Source organism: Acinetobacter sp. AM, from assembly GCF_003105055.1.
GTDB lineage: Bacteria > Pseudomonadota > Gammaproteobacteria > Pseudomonadales > Moraxellaceae > Acinetobacter > Acinetobacter tibetensis.
Genome location: NZ_QETG01000001.1, coordinates 200924 through 225856, shown reverse-complemented (window position 1 = coordinate 225856; position 24933 = coordinate 200924). Strand labels below are relative to the sequence as shown.

Annotated in this window: 21 protein-coding genes and 4 tRNA genes; 10 read left to right on the top strand and 15 right to left on the bottom strand. The window is 43.9% G+C overall.

All coding sequences use genetic code 11. From position 1 onward, the window contains the following. Positions 1-6: 6 nt before the first annotated feature. Positions 7-1713: a type IV-A pilus assembly ATPase PilB gene (gene pilB, locus DCO44_RS01060; RefSeq protein WP_116758773.1), complete on the bottom strand. Its 1707-nt coding sequence runs from the start codon at positions 1711-1713 to the stop codon at positions 7-9. Positions 1714-1993: 280 nt separating this feature from the next. Between pilB and tpiA the strand changes: the two genes are divergently transcribed. The 10 genes from tpiA (at position 1994) to DCO44_RS01010 (ending at position 9068) form a co-directional block, all read left to right on the top strand. Then, on the top strand, positions 1994-2785 hold the full coding sequence (gene tpiA / locus DCO44_RS01055; RefSeq protein ID WP_116758772.1) for a triose-phosphate isomerase: 792 nt from the start codon (positions 1994-1996) through the stop codon (positions 2783-2785). Positions 2786-2798: 13 nt separating this feature from the next. Further along, positions 2799-3128 (top strand): preprotein translocase subunit SecG, encoded by a 330-nt coding sequence (gene secG / locus DCO44_RS01050; RefSeq protein WP_116758771.1) that lies wholly within the window; start codon positions 2799-2801, stop codon positions 3126-3128. A gap of 53 nt (positions 3129-3181) precedes the next feature. Beyond that, positions 3182-3266 (top strand) — tRNA-Leu (locus tag DCO44_RS01045). 48 nt (positions 3267-3314) lie between these two features. Then, positions 3315-3391: transfer RNA gene (locus DCO44_RS01040), tRNA-Met, on the top strand. A gap of 71 nt (positions 3392-3462) precedes the next feature. Next, positions 3463-3539 (top strand) — tRNA-Met (locus tag DCO44_RS01035). Between the two features lie 95 nt (positions 3540-3634). Then, positions 3635-3711 (top strand) — tRNA-Met (locus DCO44_RS01030). Positions 3712-3915: 204 nt separating this feature from the next. Further along, positions 3916-4440 (top strand): ribosome maturation factor RimP, encoded by a 525-nt coding sequence (rimP, locus tag DCO44_RS01025; protein WP_116758770.1) that lies wholly within the window; start codon positions 3916-3918, stop codon positions 4438-4440. 35 nt (positions 4441-4475) lie between these two features. Further along, positions 4476-5960, top strand: coding sequence for a transcription termination factor NusA (gene nusA, locus DCO44_RS01020; protein ID WP_116758769.1), 1485 nt, complete (start codon positions 4476-4478; stop codon positions 5958-5960). A gap of 10 nt (positions 5961-5970) precedes the next feature. After that, entirely contained in the window at positions 5971-8664 is a 2694-nt protein-coding gene (gene infB / locus DCO44_RS01015; RefSeq protein WP_116758768.1) for a translation initiation factor IF-2, read from the top strand. Beyond that, on the top strand, positions 8664-9068 hold the full coding sequence (locus DCO44_RS01010; protein ID WP_116758767.1) for a ribosome-binding factor A: 405 nt from the start codon (positions 8664-8666) through the stop codon (positions 9066-9068). The genes infB and DCO44_RS01010 overlap by 1 nt, the downstream gene beginning before the upstream one ends. A 60-nt stretch (positions 9069-9128) precedes the next feature. On the opposite strand, the gene DCO44_RS01005 is transcribed toward DCO44_RS01010, so the two are convergent. From DCO44_RS01005 to DCO44_RS00935, 14 genes are all read right to left on the bottom strand, one after another. Beyond that, positions 9129-9491: a Na+/H+ antiporter subunit G gene (locus tag DCO44_RS01005; RefSeq protein WP_116758766.1), complete on the bottom strand. Its 363-nt coding sequence runs from the start codon at positions 9489-9491 to the stop codon at positions 9129-9131. Positions 9492-9503: 12 nt separating this feature from the next. After that, a complete protein-coding gene (locus DCO44_RS01000; RefSeq protein ID WP_116758765.1) occupies positions 9504-9779 on the bottom strand; it encodes a monovalent cation/H+ antiporter subunit F in 276 nt (91 codons plus the stop codon). Beyond that, a complete protein-coding gene (locus DCO44_RS00995; RefSeq protein ID WP_116758827.1) occupies positions 9776-10297 on the bottom strand; it encodes a Na+/H+ antiporter subunit E in 522 nt (173 codons plus the stop codon). The genes DCO44_RS01000 and DCO44_RS00995 overlap by 4 nt, the downstream gene beginning before the upstream one ends. 2 nt (positions 10298-10299) lie before the next feature. Beyond that, positions 10300-12111: a monovalent cation/H+ antiporter subunit D gene (locus DCO44_RS00990; RefSeq protein ID WP_116758764.1), complete on the bottom strand. Its 1812-nt coding sequence runs from the start codon at positions 12109-12111 to the stop codon at positions 10300-10302. Next, positions 12111-12476: a Na+/H+ antiporter subunit C gene (locus tag DCO44_RS00985; protein WP_016168388.1), complete on the bottom strand. Its 366-nt coding sequence runs from the start codon at positions 12474-12476 to the stop codon at positions 12111-12113. Before DCO44_RS00985 ends, DCO44_RS00990 begins: the two co-directional genes overlap by 1 nt. 1 nt (position 12477) lies before the next feature. Next, complete coding sequence (locus DCO44_RS00980) at positions 12478-15318, bottom strand: monovalent cation/H+ antiporter subunit A (protein WP_116758763.1); 2841 nt, start codon at positions 15316-15318, stop codon at positions 12478-12480. A 296-nt stretch (positions 15319-15614) separates the two neighbouring features. Continuing rightward, entirely contained in the window at positions 15615-16994 is a 1380-nt protein-coding gene (locus DCO44_RS00970) for an AAA family ATPase (RefSeq protein ID WP_116758761.1), read from the bottom strand. Between the two features lie 24 nt (positions 16995-17018). Further along, positions 17019-18524 carry a UvrD-helicase domain-containing protein gene (locus tag DCO44_RS00965; protein ID WP_165815666.1) on the bottom strand — a complete coding sequence of 502 codons (1506 nt, stop codon included), beginning with the start codon at positions 18522-18524 and terminating at the stop codon, positions 17019-17021. 14 nt (positions 18525-18538) lie between these two features. Then, positions 18539-19324: a bifunctional phosphoribosyl-AMP cyclohydrolase/phosphoribosyl-ATP diphosphatase HisIE gene (gene hisIE, locus DCO44_RS00960; protein WP_116758759.1), complete on the bottom strand. Its 786-nt coding sequence runs from the start codon at positions 19322-19324 to the stop codon at positions 18539-18541. 176 nt (positions 19325-19500) lie between these two features. Beyond that, on the bottom strand, positions 19501-20583 hold the full coding sequence (locus tag DCO44_RS00955; protein ID WP_116758758.1) for a patatin-like phospholipase family protein: 1083 nt from the start codon (positions 20581-20583) through the stop codon (positions 19501-19503). Between the two features lie 169 nt (positions 20584-20752). After that, positions 20753-22372 carry an ABC1 kinase family protein gene (locus DCO44_RS00950; RefSeq protein WP_116758757.1) on the bottom strand — a complete coding sequence of 540 codons (1620 nt, stop codon included), beginning with the start codon at positions 22370-22372 and terminating at the stop codon, positions 20753-20755. Positions 22373-22390: 18 nt separating this feature from the next. Then, positions 22391-23059 carry a ubiquinone biosynthesis accessory factor UbiJ gene (locus tag DCO44_RS00945; RefSeq protein ID WP_116758756.1) on the bottom strand — a complete coding sequence of 223 codons (669 nt, stop codon included), beginning with the start codon at positions 23057-23059 and terminating at the stop codon, positions 22391-22393. A gap of 23 nt (positions 23060-23082) precedes the next feature. Then, positions 23083-24027 (bottom strand): bifunctional demethylmenaquinone methyltransferase/2-methoxy-6-polyprenyl-1,4-benzoquinol methylase UbiE, encoded by a 945-nt coding sequence (ubiE, locus tag DCO44_RS00940; protein ID WP_116758755.1) that lies wholly within the window; start codon positions 24025-24027, stop codon positions 23083-23085. Positions 24028-24194: 167 nt separating this feature from the next. After that, positions 24195-24899, bottom strand: coding sequence for an FFLEELY motif protein (locus DCO44_RS00935; protein WP_116758754.1), 705 nt, complete (start codon positions 24897-24899; stop codon positions 24195-24197). Positions 24900-24933: the final 34 nt, after the last annotated feature.

Below are 24933 nucleotides of genomic sequence, written 5' to 3'. Positions count from 1 at the left end.
CGTACTTTATTCGCTGGTCACACGATTGACTTCTTGTAGTGAAGTTACCCCTTGCATGACCTTCTTTAAACCTGAAAGACGTAGATTATTAAACCCCAATTTTGCCGATGCTTCTGCAATTTGAATTGCATTACCATCTTCCATAATAATCTTGGATATTTCAGATGTAATTTTCATTACTTCATAGATCCCCACACGCCCTTTATAGCCATCTCGACATTCTGAACAACCGACAGGTTGAAAAATTTTGAAATCTGGCTGTTGTATCTCTTGTTCGCTAAAGCCCATTTCTAACAAACTATTTTTGGGTACTTCAGTAGGGACTTTACACTGTGGACAGAGTCGTCGAGCAAGTCGTTGTGCAATCACTAAGTTTACAGAGGTTGCAATATTAAAGGAAGGGACCCCCATATTTCTTAAACGAGTCAGGGTTTCTGGTGCGCTATTGGTATGTAGGGTAGACATCACCATATGACCCGTTTGCGCGGCTTTAATCGCAATTTCAGCAGTTTCTAAGTCTCGGATCTCACCGACCATGACAATGTCTGGATCTTGTCGTAAGAAAGACTTTAAAGCGGCTGAGAAGGTTAGACCAACTTTATTGTTCACGTTAACCTGATTAATACCTTCCAAGTTAATTTCGACAGGATCTTCAGCGGTTGAAATATTGGTATCTTCTTTGTTTAGAATATTCAGACCAGTATAGAGAGAAACCGTTTTACCTGAACCTGTGGGACCTGTGATGAGCAGCATACCTTGTGGTTTTTCCAGAGCTTCCATAAATAAAGCTTTTTGTTCAGGTTCATAACCTAAGGCATCAATACCCAGCATTGCACTCGAAGGATCTAAAATACGCAGCACAATTTTTTCACCAAAAAGTGTCGGCAGTGAGTTGACACGAAAATCGATGGCTTTAGTTTTTGATATTTTAAGTTTAATCCGTCCATCTTGAGGCACACGTTTTTCAGCAATGTCCATTTGAGACATAACCTTTAAGCGTGAAGCAAGGCGGTTGGCTAACTGTAATGGAGGCGTAGCAATCTGGCGTAAAACACCATCCACACGGTAGCGTACACGATACACTTTTTCATACGGTTCAAAATGTAAGTCCGATGCACCCATGCGTATCGCATCAATCAATAATTTATTGATATATTTAACAATCGGGGCTTCATCTTCTTGAGGTTGATCATCGTTGTCTTCTTGATCTGTATGCTCTTCATGGACATGCAATTCAAAGTCATCATCAAACTCAAAGGTACTTTCTGCGGCATAATTTTGTTCAATAATTTTTTCTAATTTGTCATGTTCAACAATAATTGCTTCAATGCTGAGCTTACTGTTGAAACGCATGGCATCCATAGCATCTATATGCGTCGGATTGCTGGTGGCTACAAAGAGTTGATGCCCACGTCGAAAAATGGGCAAAACGCGGAATTTGGTAATCAGTTTGTCTTCAACGACATCTCTTAAAATATGAGCAGAGTCATAAGTCGAAAGATCAAATAACGGCTCACCAAACTCTTCAGAAATTTTTTCGGCAATGACAATGGGTTTGAGTTTTAAATTCTCAATTAAATAAGGGACAATATCTTGGTTTGCTTTCTTTGCACTGCTAACAGCAGTCTGCATGTTTTCAGTAGAAACGATTCCATCTTCGACCAAACGGCGAATAAAACCTGTGAATCGTGGAGAACCTTGTAGTGCTGTCATTCGCTCAATGCCTACTTCAATTAAATTGTTTATAATTGGTATTGTAAAATTATACTTTTGTTGTATAAAAATACCATATCTGAAAGTGTTGTATTTCACTAACTATTAATCAAAAGCATGAACCAGTCTAATGAAACTGATATTTTTTGCCATTTTAATGACTGAAAAAAATATAAAAAAGTGAAGTTAATACTAAACTGTCAAGAAAATTATCTTCTCAATACGGAATTCCGTGTAGAATGTCGCCGTTTAAATCAATTGTTTTGTGAATGGGTTAAGTATGTCGGATTCGACGATCACACCTTGGGTTGTAGGGAATTGGAAAATGAATCCAATGCAGGTGAATGCCAAACAACTTATAAATGAATTTAAAGAATTATTGAATAAGAATGAAATTTCTCCAGCGCAATGTCATTTGGCAGTTGCACCGATTTCAATCGCACTACATCTCGTAAAAGACGAATTAAAACAAGCGAGCTGTGCTGTTCATGTAGTTGCGCAAGATGTTTCTCGTATGCCGGGAACTGGGGCGTATACAGGTGAGGTTAGTGCGACTTTATTAAAAGATAGTGCAATTGAACATGTATTGATTGGTCACTCAGAGCGCCGTGAATTTTTTGGTGATCATCCACAAGTCATTCGCGAAAAAGTAAAGTATGCCTTGGCAGAAGGTTTAACGGTCATTTATTGTGTTGGTGAAAGCCTTGAACAGCGAGAGAATGGTCAAGCTGATCAAGTGGTATTACAACAGATCTGTGATATTGCAAGTTGCGTTACAGCAGAGCAGTGGCAGCAGATTGTGATTGCTTATGAGCCAATTTGGGCCATTGGTACTGGGAAAACCGCATCACCAGAAGATGCACAAAACATGCATGCTAAAATTCGTGAAGGTTTAAAACAGCTCACAACACTAGGTAGCACAATGCCAATTTTATATGGTGGTAGTGTTAAGCCTGAAAATGCAGTAGAGTTAGCGGCCTGCCCAGATATTAATGGCGCCTTAGTGGGTGGAGCATCTTTGAATGCTGCATCTTTTTATCAAATCGCTCAGGCCTTTGCGCATACAAAATAACGAGGAGTTCATCATGCATACTTTTGTGCTGGTGGTGCATATTATTCTTGCCGTGTTAATGATCGGTTTGATTCTTGTACAGCATGGTAAGGGCGCAGATGCAGGTGCCTCTTTTGGTGGCGGTGGCGCTGCAACGGTTTTTGGTGCGTCAGGTTCAGGTAACTTCTTAACACGCCTAACTGCGATTTTGACAGCTTTATTCTTTATTACCAGTTTAACGCTGGCAGTATTCGCAAAACAGCAAACCACAGAAGCGTATAGCTTGAAATCTGTACAGACAACAGCACCAGCAACAACCAATTTGGGTGAAACTTCGCCATCTGCACCTAAAACGAGTGAATAATTAGAATTAATCCTTTCTTTTTTGTGGTGATGCTACTAGAATTCGTCACAGCTGCGGTGGTGGTGGAATTGGTAGACACGCTACCTTGAGGTGGTAGTGCTTTCGGGCGTGGGGGTTCAAGTCCCCCCTTCCGCACCAACTTATGAATCCAGAAGATTAAGTTGGTGTATGTGGCAAATCTGTTGATGCGGGATGGAGCAGTCTGGTAGCTCGTCGGGCTCATAACCCGAAGGTCGTTGGTTCAAATCCAGCTCCCGCTACCAATCAACCTTATTTTAGAAGCAAACTAAAATAAGTAATTTAAGTGATTAAATTAAGAAATTTTGCGTTTTGTTGCGGGATGGAGCAGTCTGGTAGCTCGTCGGGCTCATAACCCGAAGGTCGTTGGTTCAAATCCAGCTCCCGCTACCAATTTGATTTAGGTGCAACTAAATCAGAGCAGGTATGAAGTATTTAGATTTAGATTGAAAAATATTTCATATTTGTATATAATTTTTGCACGTTGATGCGGGATGGAGCAGTCTGGTAGCTCGTCGGGCTCATAACCCGAAGGTCGTTGGTTCAAATCCAGCTCCCGCTACCAAGTTTCTAAAAGAGGCTCACAACAAGGTGGGCCTTTTTGCACAGTGGACATTGGTTTTCTGTGTAATAATTGGGGCGATTGCGCCCTTTTTTATTGGCTATCGTGTAGTGTCGACATCAATTGGTCAAATAGTCATGCTTCACTGTAGTGGGTCTGTTTCATCGGTCAACACGGCCATTAAATCGCACAAAATGACGAGAGTAAATGAAGTTATCAAATAAAACCCAAGCACTCCAAGATTTAATCGCTCCTGCAGTGCAAGCTTGTAATGTAGATCTATGGGGGATTGAATTTGTCCCTCAGGGCAAACGTTCGTTATTGCGTATCTATATTGACAAAGCTGTTGATGAAAATGTAGAACCAATGATTAGTGAAGACGGTGAGCTTGAGCTTGGCCGTGGTATTGGCGTACAAGACTGTGTGCGTGTCACTCAACAAGTGGGTGCTATGCTTGATGTTCATGACCCAATTTCTGGTGAGTATGCACTTGAGGTGTCTTCTCCAGGGTGGGATCGTCCATTTTTCCAATTGGAGCAGATGCCGGCATATATTGGTCAACAAGTTGCTTTACGCCTGATCAGTGCTGTTGAAAATCGTCGCAAATTTCAAGCGAAATTGGTTGCGGTAGATCTGGAAAATGAAGTGATTCAGGTTGAAGTAGAAAAGCAACAAGTGCTTGAAATTGATAGTAACAATATCGACAAAGCAAATCTGGTTTATCAAGATTAATTCAATTTATAAGAATCTGAACAAATAGGTGGCTTATGGCACGCGAAATCCTTACCGTCGTTGAAACGGTTAGTAACGAAAAAGGTGTAGGTCGCGAAGCAATTTTCGAAGCGCTTGAACAAGCTCTCGTTGCAGCGACGAAAAAGAAATTCTATGAAGGCACGAATTCTGAAGAAGCGCGTCTCCGTGTAGAGATTGATCGTAAAACTGGTGACTATAGTACTTTCCGTCAATGGGAAGTGGTTGCAGATGAAGATCATGAAATGCCTGCATGCCAAGATGCTATTTCTGACGTCGATCCTGCGAAATGGTCGATTGGTGACATTCGTGAGCTTGAAGTGCCTTCAATTGACTTCGGTCGTATTGCAGCGCAAATTGCTAAGCAAGTGATCGTACAGAAGATTCGTGAAGCTGAGCGTGCTTTAGTTGCTGATGCTTACGAATCTAAAGTAGGCGAGCTAATTTACGGCGAAGTGAAAAAGCAAACCAAAGATGGTTTCATTATTGACCTTGGTGATAATGCTGAAGCATATCTTGCGCGTGAAGAAATGATCGCAAAAGAAATTTTGCGTCCAAAACAACGCGTAAATGCGATTTTGTTTAACGTGAATCGTGAAGGTCGTGGTGCGCAATTGTTATTGTCACGTGCACGTCCTGAAATGCTTATGGCTTTGATGAAAAAAGAAATTCCTGAAATTTCTGAAGAAATCATTGAGATTAAAGCCGCAGCGCGTCAACCTGGTGTGCGTGCTAAAATTGCAGTGAAAACCAATGATCATCGTATTGACCCTGTAGGTGCTTGTATTGGTATGCGTGGTACGCGTATTCAAGCAGTTCAACAGGAGTTGAATGGTGAGCGTATTGATGTAGTAGTATGGTCTGATGATCCAGCACAATACATTGCAAGCGCATTAGAGCCTGCAGACGTATCTGGTATTGTGATTGATGAAGAAGAGCGTACTGCGGACATTATTTTCGCAACTAGCGATCAACTAGCGCGTGCGATTGGTTCTCAAGGCCAAAACGTACGTTTAGCTTCTGAACTGACTGGTTATAAACTAAACATGATGCTTGAAGAAGAATATCATGCACGTCAGCAAAATGAAGCACAACAATACTTAGACTTATTTGTATCACGTCTAGATATTGAAGAAGATTTGGCAATGGCGTTGGTGGATATGGGCTTTACTTCTCTTGAAGAAATTGCTTATGTTCCAGCTGAAACATTTGATGAAATTGAGTTGGATGCTGAAACTGTTGAATTGTTGCAAAGTCGTGCCAAAGAATTGGCATTGGCAGATGCACTACAACAGCAAGAAAATATCCAAGACCCAAGTGCTGAACTTCTTGCAATGGAAGGAATGACACAAGAAATCGCGTATGCATTGGCTGCACGCGGAGTAGTGACTGTTGATGACTTGGCAGACCAAGCGACTGACGATATCTCAGATATTGAAGGTTTAGGGGCTGAGCAAGCGGGTCAATTAATTATGAAAGCGCGTGAATCATGGTTTAACTAGGAGGTAATAGATGACGGACAAGTCGATTCAAGAGTTAGCACTCAGCGTAGGACGTCCTGTAGACAAGCTCCTAGAGCAGGTTCGCGATGCAGGTTTACCGCAACGTAAAGCTGACGACATTATTTCTACTGAACAACAAGATACCCTCGTTAACCATTTGAAGAAAGTTCATGGTCAGGACGTAGGGCAAGCAGGACAAATCACGTTGAAACGTAAAACTACAGGTACGGCTAAAGTAGCAAGTACCTCAGGTAAGGCAAAAACTATTAATGTAGAAGTTCGCAAGAAGCATACATTTACCAAGCCTGATCCTGAACAAATCAAAGCAGAAGCTTTGGCGAAAGCACAAGCAGAACAACAGACACGTAAGACTGTTGAACCTAAAGCAACGGCTGAAAGTCCAGTGGCAAATAAAGCGGCTGCAAACTTAGAAGCAATGCGTGCTGCAGCTAAGCAAGAAACCACCAAGCAAGAAACAGCAAAAGCAGCTGTTGTGGTGAAGCGTAAATCGACAAACAAGCCAGTAGTTAAAGCACAAATTAAAGTGATTGAAACTCCTGAGCAGAAGAAAGCGCGTGAAGCACAAGCAGCTCAATTAAAAGCAACTGAAGAAGCAGCACGTCGTAAAGCAGCTGAAGAAGCGCAGCAACGTACACTTGAACAAATGCGTCAAATGGCATCTAAGTATTCAAACGAAGATGCAACGGCGACCATTCGTGTAGTGGATGATTCTCCTCTTGCTGCGGGTCTTGTTGGTCAAGCATATGAAGATTCATTTGCGAAAGAAGACCGCGACATCAAACGTGGTGCCAATACACCGGGTGCACGTGCACCGAAGAAAGGTGGTCGTCGTGGCGAAGAGCAATCTTTCCGTGATAACTCACATAAACGTGGTTTGAAAACCAGTACTGCAAATAAACATGGCTTTGAAAAACCTGTTAAAAAGCAAGTTTATGATGTTGAAATTGGTTCAACCATTGTTGTTGCAGATCTTGCAGCAAAAATGGCGATTAAAGTACGTGAAGTAATTAAATCGCTCATGAAAATGGGTGAGTTGGTTACACAAAACCAAGCAATTGATCAAGAAATTGCGGCATTAATCGTAGAAGAAATGGGTCATAACCCTGTTCTTGTATCTGATACGCAAGCGGAAGATAACTTACTTGAAGCTGCTGAAGGCGCGCGTGGTGTTCAATCTACTCGTGCACCAGTGGTGACAATCATGGGTCACGTTGACCATGGTAAAACATCGCTTCTTGACCGTATTCGTCGTGCAAAAGTTGCTCAAGGTGAAGCGGGCGGTATCACACAGCATATCGGTGCTTACCACGTTACAACTGAAAAAGGTATGATCACTTTCCTTGATACTCCTGGACATGCTGCATTTACGGCAATGCGTTCACGTGGTGCGAAAGCGACTGATATCGTGGTTCTTGTTGTAGCAGCAGATGATGGTGTAATGCCACAAACTGCGGAAGCAATTGATCATGCGCGTGCAGCGGGTACACCAATCATTGTTGCAATCAACAAGATGGATAAAGAATCTGCTGATCCAGATCGCGTATTGAACGAATTGACAGTAAAAGAAATCGTGCCTGAACAATGGGGCGGTGATGTACCTGTTGCAATGGTTTCAGCACATTCTGGTCAAGGTATCGATGAGCTTCTAGATCTTATTTCAATCCAAGCTGAATTGCTTGAGTTGAAAGCATCTGAAGAAGGTGCTGCACAAGGTGTGGTGATTGAAGCACGTGTTGACAATAGCCGTGGTGCGGTAACATCTATCCTTGTTCAAAACGGTACACTGAAAGTAGGTGACCTTGTTCTTGCGGGTGCATCTTACGGTCGCGTTCGTGCAATGACGGATGAAAATGGTCAACGTATTCAATCTGCAGGTCCTTCGATTCCAGTGGAAATCTTAGGTCTACCAGAAGCGCCAATGGCGGGTGATGAAGTTCTTGTTGTCAGTGATGAGAAGAAAGCACGTGAAGTTGCTGATGCGCGTATGGATCGTGAGCGTCAAAAGCGTCTTGAGCGTCAAAGTGCAATGCGTCTTGAAAATATCATGGCGTCTATGGGCAAGAAAGATGTGCCTATCGTCAATGTGGTATTGAAAACTGATGTACGTGGTACTTTGGAAGCATTACATGTTGCGCTTGCTGAACTTGCAACAGATGAAGTGAAAGTTCGTATCATTGGTTCAGGCGTAGGTGCAATCACTGAGTCTGACGTAACTTTGGCTGAATCTTCTGAAGCCGTATTACTGGGCTTTAACGTCCGTGCAGACAACACTGCGCGTCAAAAAGCGGATGCAGATGGTATCGATATTCGTTACTACTCAATCATCTATCAATTGATTGATGATGTGAAAGCAGCGATGAGCGGTAAGCTTGCTCCAGAACACCGTGAAACGATTCTGGGTGTGGCTGAAGTACGTGAAGTGTTCCACTCAAGTAAGTTTGGTGCAGCAGCAGGCTGTATGGTACTTGAGGGTATGTTACACCGTAATAAACCGATTCGCGTATTACGTGATGACGTGGTTGTGTTCCAAGGCGAGCTTGAATCTCTTCGTCGTTATAAAGACGTGGTTGAAGAGGTTCGTGCAGGTATGGAATGTGGTCTTGCGGTGAAAGGTTATAAAGACATCAAAGTTAAAGATAAAATCGAAGTCTATGATGTTCAACTGATTAAACGGAGTCTTTAATGGCGGGTAGTCAGCGTCTTAAGCGAATGGCAGATACAGTTCAACGTGAGTTGTCTGAGTTAATCCGCCAAGAGCTGAAAGATCCACGCTTGGGTGGTCTTGTGACCATCTCGGCGGTGAAGGTCAGCCCAGATCTAGGCTATGCAGAAGTCTATGTCACCGTAATGGGGCGTGAGCTTGGCGATGAGCAAAGTGCAGTGGCAAATAAAGAAACTTTGGATGTCTTAAATAAAGCATCAGGTTTCTTACGCCATGAACTGGGTCGTCGTATTAAGACACGTATTACGCCACGTTTACGTTTCCATTATGACAAGACCAATGCTTATGGTAACTATATGTTTGGTCTGATTGCAGAAGCAGTGAAGGATTTACCTGCTGCTGAAGCAAAACAAGATGATGAATAAGCTCAAGGTTAATTGAGTAATAAAAAAGCCACCTTCGGGTGGCTTTTTTATGCTTATGATTTATTCACGACGACGTTGACGTTGCCAAGGTAATGGTCGATTCAATGCTTCGGGTACATCACCACTCATTGAGCGTAAGCGCAGATGAAGGGCCGCTTGCGCCATCAGGTTGGCCGATACAGGTGCGGTAATGAAGGCTAAAAGTGTTAATAAAATTTCTGCGAAACCAATCTTTCCCTGAAAAGCAGAGAAAATCATGGCGGCAATTAGGAAACTACCTAAACCTAAAGTGCTCGATTTGGTAGGCGCATGCAAACGCATAAATAAATCGGGTAGGCGAATCATGCCTATTCCCCCGACCAACATGAAGAATGCACCAATCAGCAAGAAAATAGAAACCAGTATTTCCATGAGTAATTGCATGTGATGTGCTCCTTAATCGATGACATGACCAGAGGTAAAGTAGCGTGCCAAGGCCACAGTAGATACAAATCCAAGCATAGCGACCAGCAGTGCACCTTCAAATAATGAGGTGGTACTCCAATAGATGCCAAGTACGACAATGAGACAGGTTGCATTCAAGAACAAGGTATCTAAAGCCAACAGTCGATCCACAATAGATGGTCCAATAATCAGGCGACCCAAGCACATCATCATCGAAAGTGTGATCGCCACCATACAGATGCCTAAAGCATAGGGCAGAATGGTCATGCGGCATCTCCTGAGTTGACGTGGAAGATTTCCATTAATGGTTTTTCATAACGGGTTTTGATGTCTTGAATATCAATTTCGGTATTATCCGAACTTAATGCATGAACCAAAATATCACCACGATCTTGATCGATGCCAGCTGACACTGTGCCTGGTGTGGTGGTAATGATCATGGCCAGTAAGCTATTGACCTCATCATGTTGGGTGTCTAAAGGTACGCGATACCATTTGGGATGTAATTGATCCATTGGACCTAAAACCAACTTAGCAATCCGAATATTGGAGATCACAATATCCCAAAGCACAACAAAAAATAGCTTAATCGCTGCCTTCCAATGAATATTCGGTGTCTGCTGAATAAATGGCTGTACTAAGCGTGGAATAATCAAGGCAAGTAAACTTGCCATGACTAATGTTGCTGCATCTAAACTATGTGCCAGCATCATCCAAGTGATCGCAACCAAAACCGAAACAAACGGATGAGGGAGCCAGCGATGAAGAAAAGATTTTTTTTGCATCATTACGGCTCCTCAGGTTTAAGTTGAGCATCATCAGGAATCAACCTTTCATGGGTCTGTTGTTCTTGAATCTGACGTAACTTGTACGGTGAAATGTGCTCACCAGACAAAGTAGCTTCACTGATCGTATACGGAATAAGATGTGCATTAGGATCGAGTTCTTCCCCCCCATATTTGGTTTCGGGTAAGTTTTCAGGATCAAATGGCTGCACACTAATGACTTGATTAAGCTCATCCTTTTTCAATATAGCCGCTTCATACAAGGCATTGTTTTGAATTTGTAATGCAGTATTGAGGGTGTATTGCTGTATCGGACCCGCCGCGACCATATAGCCAATCAGGCCTGCCAATAAGATATAGATTGCAGTATCGTTACGTGGTGGTGCTTTTTCGGGTGTGGCTTGATAAGCGGTATAATCCGCTTCAATATGTGCGATTTCTTCGGGTTTACTGGCACGCCAGAACAGAATAAAACCCACACGGGTAAACGCGAGAATACTGAGCAAACTCACAATCAGAATAACTGCGATCACAATGCCTTGATAAGGTTCATTTGCAGTGGCTTGAAGAATAAAGACTTTCCCAAGAAAGCCACTGAAAGGCGGTAATCCCGCCATCATTAAGGCTATCAGGAAGTAGCAAATTGAGAGCACATGATGTTGTTTCATCTGTGGTGCAATTTTCAAATGATCCTTGTAGACACCGCGTTGCGAAGTAATCCAACCACAAAGTAAATAAAAGGCGGCTGCTATTAAGGTACTATGCACCAAATAATACAGCGTTGCTGACCATGCTTGGGTATTAAACATGGCGATAGCGATGAGTAAAGTCCCAATGGAAGACAACACCATAAAACCGACAAAACGACGTAGGCGCTCAGCACCAATGGCACCAATCACACCATAGAGTGAGGTGATTAAACCAATAGGCAGTAACCAGTTTTGTAGAATTGATTGACTTAAAGCATCATCAAATACCGTGCCGTTGACGCGTAAAATTGCATAAATGCCGACTTTGGTCATGATGGTGAAAATGGCAGCAACTGGCGTGGTGGCTACGGCATAGGTTTTAGGTAACCAGAAGCCGACAGGGAGCATTGCGGCTTTAATACCAAAGACCACGAATAACAATAGCCCACCTGTTACAGCCAGTTTATGTTCATCTGGTTGTAAGCTCGGCAGCAAACGTGCAACATCTGCCATATTCAAACTACCGACGCTACCATAAATCATGCCCAGACCAATCAGGAACAGTGCAGATGCCAACAGGTTGATGGTGACGTAATGAATGCCGAGCTGAAAGCGTGCTTTGCCTTGTCCATGCAAGAGCAGGACATAAGAAGCCATCAGTAGAATTTCGAAGAATACAAACAGGTTAAATAAGTCGCCTGTGAGGAACGCACCACATAGTCCCATCAATAAAAAATGGAACATGGCATGAAAATAGCGACCACGGGTATCCCATTCACGGCTCGCAAACCACAAAACGGGTACTGCAAGTGCATAGGTTAACACCAGCATTAAGGCAGAGAGTTGGTCTAAAACCAAAACGATCCCGAAAGGTGCCGTCCATTCACTCAGATTATAACTGCTGATTTGTCCATGACTGGCCACCATTAAATAGCAAATTGCAGTGGCGAGTCCCAGTAAGGCAGAAATGAGACTGATGCCACGACGCCAAGGCTGACGCCAGTCGTAGGCAAGTGAACCTGAACCTGGATTGCCCAGTAAAACCAGAATAAAGCCAGTAAATGCAGGAATGATGATGCTGAAAATTGGTGTATGCTCGGCCCAAAATTGGATGAAGTTATGCATTAAGGCTCATCCTCGCGTGGGTCAACAAGACTAATTTCTTCTTTTGAGTCAACGTGGTCGGTCCCTGATTCATAACGGCTGCGTAAAGCCAGTTGTACAATAAAGGCTGTGGTGGCAAAACCAATCACAATGGCTGTTAGAACCAGCGCTTGTGGCAATGGGTCGGTGGACTTGGAGGCTTCGGTTAATACCGCAGGCGAGTTGATTTGTACTCGACCCATGGCAAACAAGAACACGTTTACCGCATAGCCAATCATGGCTAAGCCAAGTACCACCGGAAAAGTACGCGCGCGCAGAATCAGATAGATACCCGTTGAAACTAATAGTCCAATCGCAGAGGCAATAAGAAATTCTAGACTAATCATATTATTTCCCCTTTGGTAATGGACCAGACATGCTCGAGTGGCGTGAGTCACCCAGAACAGAAATCATCAGCATGGTTGCACCGACCACTGTGACATAGACCCCAACATCAAATGCAGCCGCAGAAGCCAAGTGCATTTCACCTAAAATTGGCGGGGAAACATAGATGTGTGCGCTGGTCAGGAATGGACGTCCCCAGAACCATGCTGCAATTGCGGTTAATCCTGCAATGCTTAAGCCTGCACCAATCCAGATTTCATATAAGCGTCCAGATTTGGCGCGAAGCAATTGTTCGGCTTGGTCTTGACCTAAGGCAATATATTGAATGATCAATGCCAATGAGGTAATTAAGCCTGCAATAAAACCACCGCCAGGTTCATTATGTCCGCGTAGGAAAATATACAGACTGATGACCAATGCCAGCGGTAAAATCCAAGAGGACGCAATACGAAGCATTAAAGGGGAGGGGTTAAAGCGATAGGTTAAACCTTGGGTCGTACTGGTGCCATGTGCACGCATACCATCCATTAGACATAACGCACCAATGCCGGCAATACCCAATACCGTAATTTCACCGAAGGTATCGAAACCACGGAAATCGACCAGAATCACGTTAACAACGTTTGAACCACCACCCAGTGGAATTGACTGTTGTAAGAAGAACCAAGAAATCGAATTATGGTCACGCGTCAGAATCAGCCAAGTGATCCAACCAATGCCAAGTCCACCGATAATCGAAAGAATTGCATCGCGCCAACGACGTGCTTGACTGGATTCATACGGTGTAAGTTGTGGTAAGAGCGATAAACTCATTAACAACAACACAGTGGTCACAACATCTACAGTAATTTGGGTTAAAGCCAAATCTGGTGCTGACAAAGTGACAAACACCATGGTGACAACTAAACCGATGGCACCACTAATCAGCACGGCTTTAATGCGTTCATGGTGGAACCAGAGCATCATCCAGCAGGCAGAGAATAATAACAGCCACAACACAATCGCCAGCATAGGGGCATGAGTCAGTTCACGTGTACCTGTGGTTAGCCCTTGACCCATCAGAGGAACAGCCGCTAAGACAATACTAAACGCTACGATCCAGAGCAGATAAGTTTGCAAGGAGCCTGTTTCTGTTTTGCGTTTAATCTTACGTGATTTAAGGAGCAAGTGTTTGAGGAAAGACTCAAATAAGAGTTTGCCTTGAAAAGGTCCCAAGAAAAGATCTAAATCAATACTGCGAATTTTTCGGTCTTTTGCAAGGACAAAGTAAAAGCTTAAACCGCCAACCAGTGCAATCAAACTCATGACTAACGGTAAATTAAAACCATGCCAGATGGCTAAATGTGTTCCAGAAAAGTCGTGTAACTGCGTACTGGCACGCGCCGTACTATTAACAATTTGCTCAACCGTGAGCGCAGGGAAAATGCCCACCACAATACAGAGAATTGCCAAGAGAATTGCGGGTGCACGCATGCCGATTGGGGGTTCATGTCCATCTTTATTGGGAACTTGCTCACCCAGCGGGCCGTCAAAAAATACGCCGTGGATTAAGCGAGTCGAATAAGCAACTGCGAAAATACCTGCCAAGGTTGCAACGATGGCTGACAATACCAGTGCTGGACCGCTTAAGTTCGCCAATAATTCGGTAAAGAACATTTCTTTAGACAAGAAACCATTGGTCAGCGGAACACCTGCCATAGCCGCTGCGGTGACCATGGTGAGGGTGGCTGAAAACGGTAATAATTGCCATACGCCACTTAATTTGCGTAAGTCGCGTGTTCCTGTTTCATGATCCACAATGCCTGCAATCATAAACAGTGCCGCTTTAAAGGTGGCATGGTTGATGATATGGAAAATGGCAGCAGCGACAGCCAGAGGCGAGCCAATACCCAATAGGCAGACGATTAATCCCAGATGGCTGATGGTCGAGTAGGCCAGAAGCCCTTTCAGATCTTCTTTGAAAATGGCGAAGAATGCCGCCATACACAACGTGAATAAGCCAACAAAGGTCACAATATTGTGATACAGCGCAGCACCAGCAAAAATCGGGAGTAAGCGTGCCAGTAAGAAAATTCCCGCTTTCACCATGGTGGCCGAATGTAAATAGGCAGACACGGGAGTTGGTGCAGCCATGGCATTCGGAAGCCAGAAGTGGAAGGGGAACTGCGCACTTTTGGTAAAGGCACCCAGTAGAATCAGTAATAAGGTTGGGGTAAATAAGGCATGACTTTGAATATGTTCCGACATGGTCAGAATCTGGTCAATTTGATAAGTACCTGTAATTTGCCCCAGTAAAATGAAGCCCCCCAGCATCGCCAAGCCCCCCATCCCGGTAATGGTGAGAGCCATACGTGAGCCACGTTGTGCAACATCATAGTTGCTCCAGTAGCCGACCAAGAGGAAAGAAGAAATACTGGTCAGTTCCCAAAAAATTAACAGCAAGATTAAATTATTGGAAAGAGAGATACCCAACATTGCCGCCATAAACAACATGAGCAACAGATAGAGCTTGCTCAATGAGTTTTTAGGGCTAAGGTAATAATAGGCGTAAATAAAAATGAGCGTGCCGATACCGGTGATCAGCAAAGAGAAAAGTAGACCTAAGGCGTCAAGACGGAAACTGAGATCAATACCCAGTTGTGGTAACCAAGACCAACTTTGAGTAATGACTTCGCCATGAAAGACCTGCTTTGCTTGAGTCAGTAACAGAATTAAACTACTTAGACTGACTCCGATAGCCCCGAAAGCCGTTACCCCGCGCGAAAAATTTTTCAGCCACGAGACAAGGGTTGTGCCCAGTACTAACGGTAACAAGATAATAATTGGTAGCACACTTGTATCCATTGTCGTGATAGGTCGAAACCTATGGGTGAATCTTATCTTTCAAGGATTACAGGACAGCAAGGAGATATCCAAAAAATTCAATCTTGAAAGCCGTAAAGAAAGTAAAAAAAGCGAAAAACAAGCTGTGTTGCGCAACTTGAAAACTATAGCAAAACAAAATTTTACTATAAAAAAGCTGAATAAATCCGATCTTATTACATGAATAAAACAACATCAAACCTTTTTGTGCGCACCTATCGAATTATCTGTTTTGAGGTCAAAATTGAACTTAAAGCAACTGTTTTCTTGCGAGAAAACTAGGAAGATGGATTCTGAAAAGAAGAGTCATGCACTTGTTGCCAAAGTTGCTGAAACTCTGCTTGTGCTTCTGGGGAGAGTTGTTGAATTTGTGCATACAATTGCTGTGCTGCAGAGATGGAGGGTTCGTCTGACAATGGCTCAAGTTCCGTTGTGCCAGAGAGTGAGAGTTGACTCAGTTCGGCGTAAATTTGATCGAATTGTTGTTGGAGGGGTTGCAGTACAATATCGTGTATACCTTGTGCAGAAAGTTGCAGGCATTGATAGGCGGCTGCATTTTCGAGAAGTGCTGTGCGGTTCCCTGTGACAATAATTTGGAGTCGTGGAAAGGCTTGATGTAACTGTTGCAAAATCAGGCTGCAATGTTGCTGATCTAGCTGCTCATCAATCGCATCAATGAGTAAGATGCCATCGCCTTCCAAGCAAGGATAGAGGCTTAAGGGATTGAGTAAGCACATGCGTCGCACAATATCGCCAATCAACGCAATCCAGTTTTTTTGACTGCTAGAAAGCTGTTGGAATTGCATGGTTTTACCTTGATAGCTCACCATCAATTGCAGTTTGGGCTGATATTGCACAAAAATATCATTCAGTTCAGGCAAAACAATGCGCAGACTATCTTTTAGGGCTTTTAAGCATGGCGCATGGAGTTGTGCATGGGCTTGAAATAAGGTGTTCGGGATATTTTCAGGTTGTAAGTGTTGACCTAAATGTAACTTGTCGCGCATCAGTTGCTGAAACAATTGCGCCGTCTGTGCATTTTCCAGATCACTAATTTCACGAAACCATTCAAAGAAACGGCTAAAGGTGGTAAAAGGAATGGCTGCTACGTCATAGGCGTATGCAGCTTGAAATACAATCGGATTGTTCTTGCTAAGTAAATTGATTTCATTGACAAAACGTTCAGCAGGATAATAAGCAATCAGAGGTAAACCTTGCATCGGGTCTTGTTGTAGGGCTTGATGATAAAGCTGTACCAATTGTTCGAGTTGTAAAGTATCTGCTTTGCTCAGTCCAATGCCTTGTTGGCTGAGGGTTTTATAGAGTTGCCAACTACAGCGGTTGGAAATCGCGGGTTGTACTGTTTCAGACTCTGCGAGGGTGCCAATATCGGTAGGAATTTCGACACAAATCTGAACCTTGGACTGTAGGCGACTGTGCAGGATATCTTGATCTAACATGACCACACCTGCACTACGCAGGTCTTTGTAACGGGCAGAAAACCAAGTTAAGGCCTGATAGGCATGCTTGAGGATACTGGTTTTGCCTGTGGCTTGATCGCCTAAAATCAGGGTGATCGGTTGATCATGATAATGAAATTTAAGCTCTATATTGGCAAATAGATTGGTATGTTTGAGCTGTAACGATTCGATTTTCATATAAGCCCCGCATTCGTGCAATGGCTAGCCTGCCGCTTGGCGCAATGAGACAGGCATCCTATTTTTCAGTTGTTGCATCAAGTCGTAAATATGGTGAATATTTAGACTTACTTTAGCACGAGTACAGGCGACGTACAGCAATCTTAACTCTTCGTCACTAATTTTATGGTCTTTTTCCGTCAGCTTAAATTGATAGTCATCTTCGATGTGCACACGGTCCCATTCTAGCCCTTTGGCTTTGTGCGCCGTGGAAATAATATAGTCGGCTTGTTCAATCGGGGTAATTTTGGCTAAAGCGCGTTTAAGTGGATCGGTGCCATGATCATCCACCAATTTCACCAAAGGTTTAATGTCGCTACCTTCATTGGTTTCACAGTATTCATGTACATCATGCCAAGAATTAAACCAAGCCAGTTCAGGCACGTCGGTGACACGTTTGCCTTGTTTCAACATGCTCGCGGCATCGACAAAACGATTCAGTTTGACATGGTCGGCTTGCAGACTGACTTTATCGCCATGCACTAAACCTGAAAGCAACAGTTCCATGGCACGGGCATTGGTTCGACATAAAATCGCATCCCGCATTTTGGTGTGCGGTTTATTCACCACTTTGGAATTCAACAGTGGATTGCCCAACAGAGGCACTTTTTCATTGAGCGCGCCCAAAATGGCATTGGCATTGTGCGCAATGCTTTCACCAAAGCGAAACGAGGTGGTGAGGCGAGATTCAGGTAAAGGCAGTTGCTGCATGGCATTGACGGCACCACGCCAAGCGTAAATCTGTTGATGTGCATCGCCGACATAAATCACTTGCGTATTTTTCTGACGTAATAAGATGCCTAACATTAAAGGGTCGGCGTCTTGTGCTTCGTCAAATAGCACGTAATCGGCAGGAATATTCGGTTCAGACAATGCCCACAGTTTCAGATAAACATCGTGTCCAATCCCTGCCTGATGATTTTGGTCAATTGACTCTAGCCAACGGCGTTCAATAGCAGGATAAAGGTGCTTTTGTAAGGTGTCGATATCGTCGGGATGTAACCAATTGGGTGCTTGCAGATGTCGCGGTGCAGGGTATTGCGAACTGGTTGAGCAAAAATAGCTGACGGCATTGGCCACTAAACTGGCAAGCCGACTCGGCATTAATACATATTTTTCATAACGCCCACCCATCATACGTCTTAAGGTAATCGGTTCTAGCCGATACTCTTTAGCAATAAAGCTGGGGCTGAGTCGGGGTAAACGCAGTTTGTCGGTGATTCCACGTGGAACACTACGAAATGCCAGTGAGTGAAAGGTGCGACAATCCACATTGGAGTGAAACTTTTGCTGCGCTTCGCTGGCGATGGCTTTGTTAAATGCCAGATACATGCCACGTCGTTGTGGCATAGCATCACTGATCATTTGTAAGGTGGTGGTTTTACCTGTGCCCGCATAGGCAATCACTTTAAAGGATTGCCCCAGACGCGCGTTATCAATGGCAGTCGCCTGCTCATAGGTTGCGCTCGGTTTCTGATGTTGATTTGACACAGGCAAAGAGCGCTTTAGTGGCTACGGTTGGCTTTTTCGACCAAACCTGAGAGTCCTTGGCGTCGTGCCAATTCATTCAACACGAGTTGTGGATCTAAGTCAAAATGACCAAGCATCACAATGGTATGGAACCATAAATCTGCCACTTCATAAATCAAATCATTTTTATTGTCTTCATTGGCGACCAATTGAAATTCTTTTGCGGCAAGAATGGTTTCAATGCTTTCTTCACCAATTTTTTCTAAAATTTTGTTCAGACCTTTGTGATAGAGCTTTGCCACATAAGAAGAGTCTGGATCTGCACCTTTACGTTCAGTCATCATTTGACCGAGGTAAGACAGCACTTCGACTTGCTCCGATTGTGCATTAGATGCATTCATGGCAAGGGTATGCGGATTGTTAGATTTTTCAGCCGCATAAATTTGGCTTGGATCTTTCAGTTGTGCATCGACAATTTCCCAACCTTGCGGGGTGAGCTTGCGATAGAAACACGATTCACGACCCGTATGGCAGGCAATACCGCCGTGTTGTTCAATCTGCAAAATAATGACATCGGCATCGCAATCCAGACGAATTTCATGCACGGTTTGAAAATGCCCTGATTCTTCACCTTTGTGCCACAACTTGTTGCGTGAACGGGAAAAATAAACCGCCTGATTTTTTTCAGCGGTGAGTGCCAAAGCTTCGCGGTTCATCCAAGCGACCATCAGCACACGTCCTGTTTGATGATGCTGTGCAATGGCAGGGACTAAACCTTGTTCGTTAAATTTTACTTCATCGAGCCAGCACACGTTGTTCATAGGGACTTCACCAAAAATCAGTTAATCGAAAAGAATATTCAAGTTGATGCGAAAAACATCAGGCTATAGTGTAGGTGATCAGGCTGGATTTGTGTGAATTATCTTTCAGCAATTTAGTCAACGGATGTGCAGCAACATGAACTTGGAAGCTGAGTTCATGCTGCATCGTAAACTGATTAAAGCTCTTGCATCACCTCAGCAAAGCGCTGCTTTTCGACCAGCTCCAAGAACTCATCGCCCAAACGTTGGCTTTCAGCCACACACTGTTTCCAGAGTTGAATGCGACGTTGTGGCTCCATGCCTTTGAGAGTGAAATCTTTGCGATCTGGTAAACGTCCCAGTGGTAAACGTGCCAGATATTCCTGTGAAGGAGAAATCAGCAGGGTGCGTGCTTGATTGCTTGGGTTGGATTTTCTCGATTTAAACATCTTGTCGAACCAACCCGGGGTAATGCTGTCGCTGAAATGTGGATAGAGCACAATGCCTTGGCTTTCAAAGGGTAAATCTATGTGATAGTCGATCAAGCCTCCATCGCGATAAGCACCTTGCGGTGCATCACTGATATTTTTGACCGCAGGCGTAACACCGGGAATTGAACCCGATGCCATGAGCCAGTCTGCAACATTGTCTGGGTTGAAGTTCAGATAGTGGGTTTTAAAACTATCGTCTTTGATTTTAAATTGCGGAAAATTTTTTGGTTGGCAGATGACCCGTTGCATAAAAAGCCTTAAATGCTGACGTGCAATCGCATTGCTGCCCACAATGCCAAGTAATGAACCATACAGCGCCAATCGTTGATCACTTTGGAAGAGGTGTTCGGCTTTGGCCGCAATGATGGTGAGGTGATAATCGGGATGATCGACCAATTTTTGCGTTTGCTGATTTAAAATTCCAGCCAACATCTCGCGTGAAATTTTTTCGATATCGGCAATTTTCATTTTGTGATGAAAAGGCAAATGAATGTAAAGCTCTGCCAATTGCTCAGGCCCAAGCTTTTCACCTTGCGCCAAAATTCCTGCAAAACGCCATGCACCGACTGAAGAGCCGACCAAAAAGCGGCGTTGTTTGGCTTGTGGAAGAAAAGTTCCAAAGATGGCCTGATCAAGTCCTGTTAAACCTATACCTTTGGGACCACCTGCCGCACCCGGTAGAATATCGACCTGTTGGGCATGTAAGCCTTGTTGTTGGATGAGTTGACGAGCAAGATGACCAGCACGAATATTCAGGGCAGGAGAGCGCTTTTCAAGAATTTGAATCATGGTGCAATGATAAATATACAAATGTGTACTTAGTTTAAAAGTTCTGCCTACGGGCTCAATGGCGGGGAGAAACTTTAGGTGACTTTGCAGTCACTTTAGAAGTATGCTTAAAAACATACAAAACTGTGGATAACTCTTGGGCTATCCACAGTATGTTTTATCAACAAAATTATTTAAACAAGCGCCACACAGACAAGATGCTGGCACAGACAATTAAGACAATCGAGATATACCACGGCGCAATAATGGCAATGGAGAGGAGAATGGCCATCAAGCTGCCAAAAATCCAGCTACGTTTTTGTTGATGTTCCATCTGTAGACGCAGGCTTTGCAGTTCATTTAGCTGCTTCGCATTCCAAGCTGACTGATTTTTTAAGCCATTTAAGCTATCGACCAACAGGGTTGGAAAATCTTGTGCACCTAACAGTAAATCAGGAATTTTCTGTCCGAGTTCTTTTAGATTTTTCTGTGGGTTCATTTGGGCTTTGATCCAATCGGTGAGGATTGGTTTTGCCAAACTCCAAATATCTAATTCTGGATACAGGTCAGTACCTAAGCCTTCCACGTGTACCAATGTTTTCAGCAGGAGCATCAGTTGTGGTGGAATTTCCAAATGGAAACGGCGTGCAATATCCATGACTTGAATCAGAATACCGGCAAAGTCCAATTCATGCATTGGTTTCGAGACCATGGGTCCGACCGTTCGGCGCATTTCACGTGCCAAGGCATCTTGGTCGGTGCCTGGTGGAATCCAGCCTGCTTGGTGCACAATCTGAATCAGTTGCATAAAGTCACTGTTCATGACCGCCAGTAACATGCGCGCAACGGTCATTTGATCGTGTTTAGACAATTCACCCATAATCGCACAGTCCAGTGCAATAAAGCGTGGATTACTTGGATTAATGGTCTCGACAAACACGTTGCCTGGATGCATATCCGCATGGAAAAAGTTGTCGCGGAACACTTGGGTAAAGAAGATGGTTAAACCTTTCTCTGACAAATCTTTACGATCCATGCCCATGCGGTCAAAAGTCGCCGTGTCAGAAATCGGCACGCCCGTAATGCGTTCCGCCACCATCACTTCTTTACTGTCCATATAGACTTCAGGCACATACATCATGCTTGAACCAGTAAAGTAGTGACGCATACGACGCGTATTATCTGCTTCTAGGGTTAAATCCAGTTCATTCAAGATAATTTGACGATAATCTTGAATAATTTCAGATAAATGTAGTGCACGTGCGGCTTCAAGGCGTTTTTCTAGAGTTGCACCGAGCCATTCTAAAATTTCAAAATCTTGCAAAATTTGGCTACGGATATCGGGGCGGGTGACTTTTACTACGACCTCGCGCCCATCATGCAGAGCAGCGGTATGGACTTGCGCAATCGAAGCAGCGGCAAGCGGCTGTTCATCAAAACGACTGAATAAAGTCGTAAGATCGGCTTTGAGCGATTGCTGAATGCGTGCTTTCGCGACATCGGTGCTAAAGGGTTTCACGCGATCTTGTAATAACACCAACTGTGCCAAAACTTCAGGTGGAATCAAGTCACGACGCGTCGAGAGTAACTGCCCCAGCTTAATCGCCAAAGGCCCCATGTCTTCGAGCGCTTGCTTCAATTTAAGCGGATTTTTACGTTCTTTACTCGACCATGCTGCAGGGTGCATACGAATAAAGGCTAAGGCATGACGCGCCTTCTCAGGTAATTCTTCCGCAGGAAACAACGTGTCGAGTCTATAGTGCGCAGCAATGCGCCAAAGTTCGAGTAAACGTGAAACGTGCGGAATCATAAAGTGTATTACCTAAATTTAAAGAGAGTCTGGAAGTGCATCGATTTGACGTTGCAGTTGTTGGATTTTGGCTTCTGTACGGTCAATATTTTGATTGAGAAGACGGGTATCTTGTTGTAAGTCATCCATTTGCCAACGTGCAGCAAACAAGCCTGAATCTTCTTTGAGTGCATCTTCGGCAAAGAATAAATGGCTTTGTAAAGAGCGCTTAAGATGCTTGGGTGCAAGTTGAATTTTGCCTAACTCATGTGCCAAGGCGGGTCCAACCCAAGGACTAAGATGCGCCGCTAAATCAGGTTCAGCCTGCTGCATGATTCTTTGGATATCTTGCAGTAAATGATAGTCACCTTGTACAGGAATGGTACCCACATCTTCAGCCAAAAATAATTTTAGCAGTTCCACCACATTTTTAACCTGCAAGGTTGCAGTTGCTGCTGTCGTGGTTTGTTGCGGATCAAACGGGCGTTGTTCAAAAATGGACGGACGTTCAGCTTGACCTGTGACAGTCGGTTCAAGACGAACTTTATCTTGATCAAAGAACACATCGACCGAGAGTTGCGGGGAGTCGAGTACCACACGCAACATTTTGCCTTGCAGTTGATTGAGCTGAATGCGCGTGATGGCATCCAGATCAATCACATGGTGAATCAAGCGTTCAACTGCACCAAGTGCCAGAATTGACCACATAGCTTAACCTTCACCCAGTCTGTTTAGAGTTTGAAACCACGGTGTACCGCGACGATACCACCTGTCAGGTTATGGTAGTCACAGTTCTGGAAGCCTGCCTGTTCCATCATGCCTTTTAGGGTACGTTGGTCTGGGTGCATACGGATGGATTCAGCTAAATATTTATAACTTTCTGAGTCATTGGCAATAATTTTACCCATGATTGGCAATGCAGTGAAAGAATACAAATCATAGAGTTTTGAGAATGGCTCGAACACTGGTTTAGAGAATTCTAAAATCAATAAGCGACCACCTGGCTTAAGTACACGGTACATCGCCGCCAGTGCAGCGTCTTTATCGGTCACGTTACGTAAACCAAAGCTGATGGTGAGTAGGTCAAAGCTGTTATCGGCAAAAGGTTCTAGTGTTTCCGCATTCGCCAAGACGAAGTCGACATTGGTACAGCCTGCATCAATCAAACGGTCACGACCGACGTTCAACATCGATTCATTAATATCTGACAAGACCACATGACCCGTAGGTCCTACTTCACGGCTAAACACTTTAGCCAAGTCACCTGTACCACCAGCAATGTCTAACACGTGTTGACCACGACGTACACCTGACATGTTAATGGCAAAACGCTTCCATAAGCGGTGAATACCAAAGGACATCAGGTCATTCATGATGTCGTATTTGCTGGCCACTGAATGGAATACTTCCGCAACTTTTTGTGCTTTATCTTCACTGCTGACAGTTTGATAACCGAAGTGTGTGGTTGCACCAACGTTGCCTGTGTTGGCACCGCGTGGCAGATTGTATTTTGGTACTGTGCCGCTGACAGGTGTATCCGTTAATTGTTGTTGTAATGATTGTTGCTGTCCTTGAGGGATACCTTCAGGGAGTGGGCTGTTTAGGAATGGGCTGACTTTGTCTGTTTGTTGAGCCGACTCAGGGGTAGGGGTAGGCGTTTGATTTTCATTAGACATTCAAGTCACTCCTAACATAAAAATAGGGTTAATGTTGCAGTGCAAGCATGATGACAGATTCTTGGCCGATGTGCAGCAATCATCATGCAATTGTTATGAATAATATACAGAAAAAAATACGCGTGCTGTATCTACGAGCAAGATTTTATCCTGCTACGAATGCACTGTTATTGGAAAGGATGCAGATCACCTGCGTGCACTTTACCAATAATTTGACGTTCAATGGCGGTAAAATCTTTGACAAACTGCTCCGCCGATTTTAATGGTTTCATCGCCAAAAAACCGTCCTGCATAAACTCATACATCACATCGAAATGGTGTTTGTAAGCCACGCCTTTACACATTTTAAACGCGGTATAGACCATAAATGAGCGCATATATTTGTCGAGGCTGGCACCCAGTTGATCGAGCAGTTCCAGTTGATGTAAACGTGATTGGCCTTGATCCAGTTTTAAATAACTAAGGCGCATCATTTCATCGGTGAGTGGTGTATTCGGAGCATAGTCTTCGAGCAATTGTAGTGCGACATGCTCATCCAACTGTACGGCGAGGATAGCCAATTCGACACCTGCAGTCCCTGTTTTAATCGCATTGTCTGGAATGAGTTTCTCTGCTTTATGCACATATTTCATCATGCGTGCAATTTGTTTGGCCAAAGCATCAAAGTCGGGACCGCCATACAAACGGTTCAAAAAGTACTGCGCCATCAATTGGTTGTTTTTCACCGCGAAGTGCTGTTGATGGGTGCGTTGCATGCGATGTTTTTGCCACATTTGCACATCTTGCAGACGTTGAAATAGCTCAGCATTATTGTGATATTGCAATTGATCGTACTGTTCTAGTAGTTCATCTAGTACCGCAAGTTTAGACATGTGCTATCTCGATTTGAAACATGTGCAAATCTTA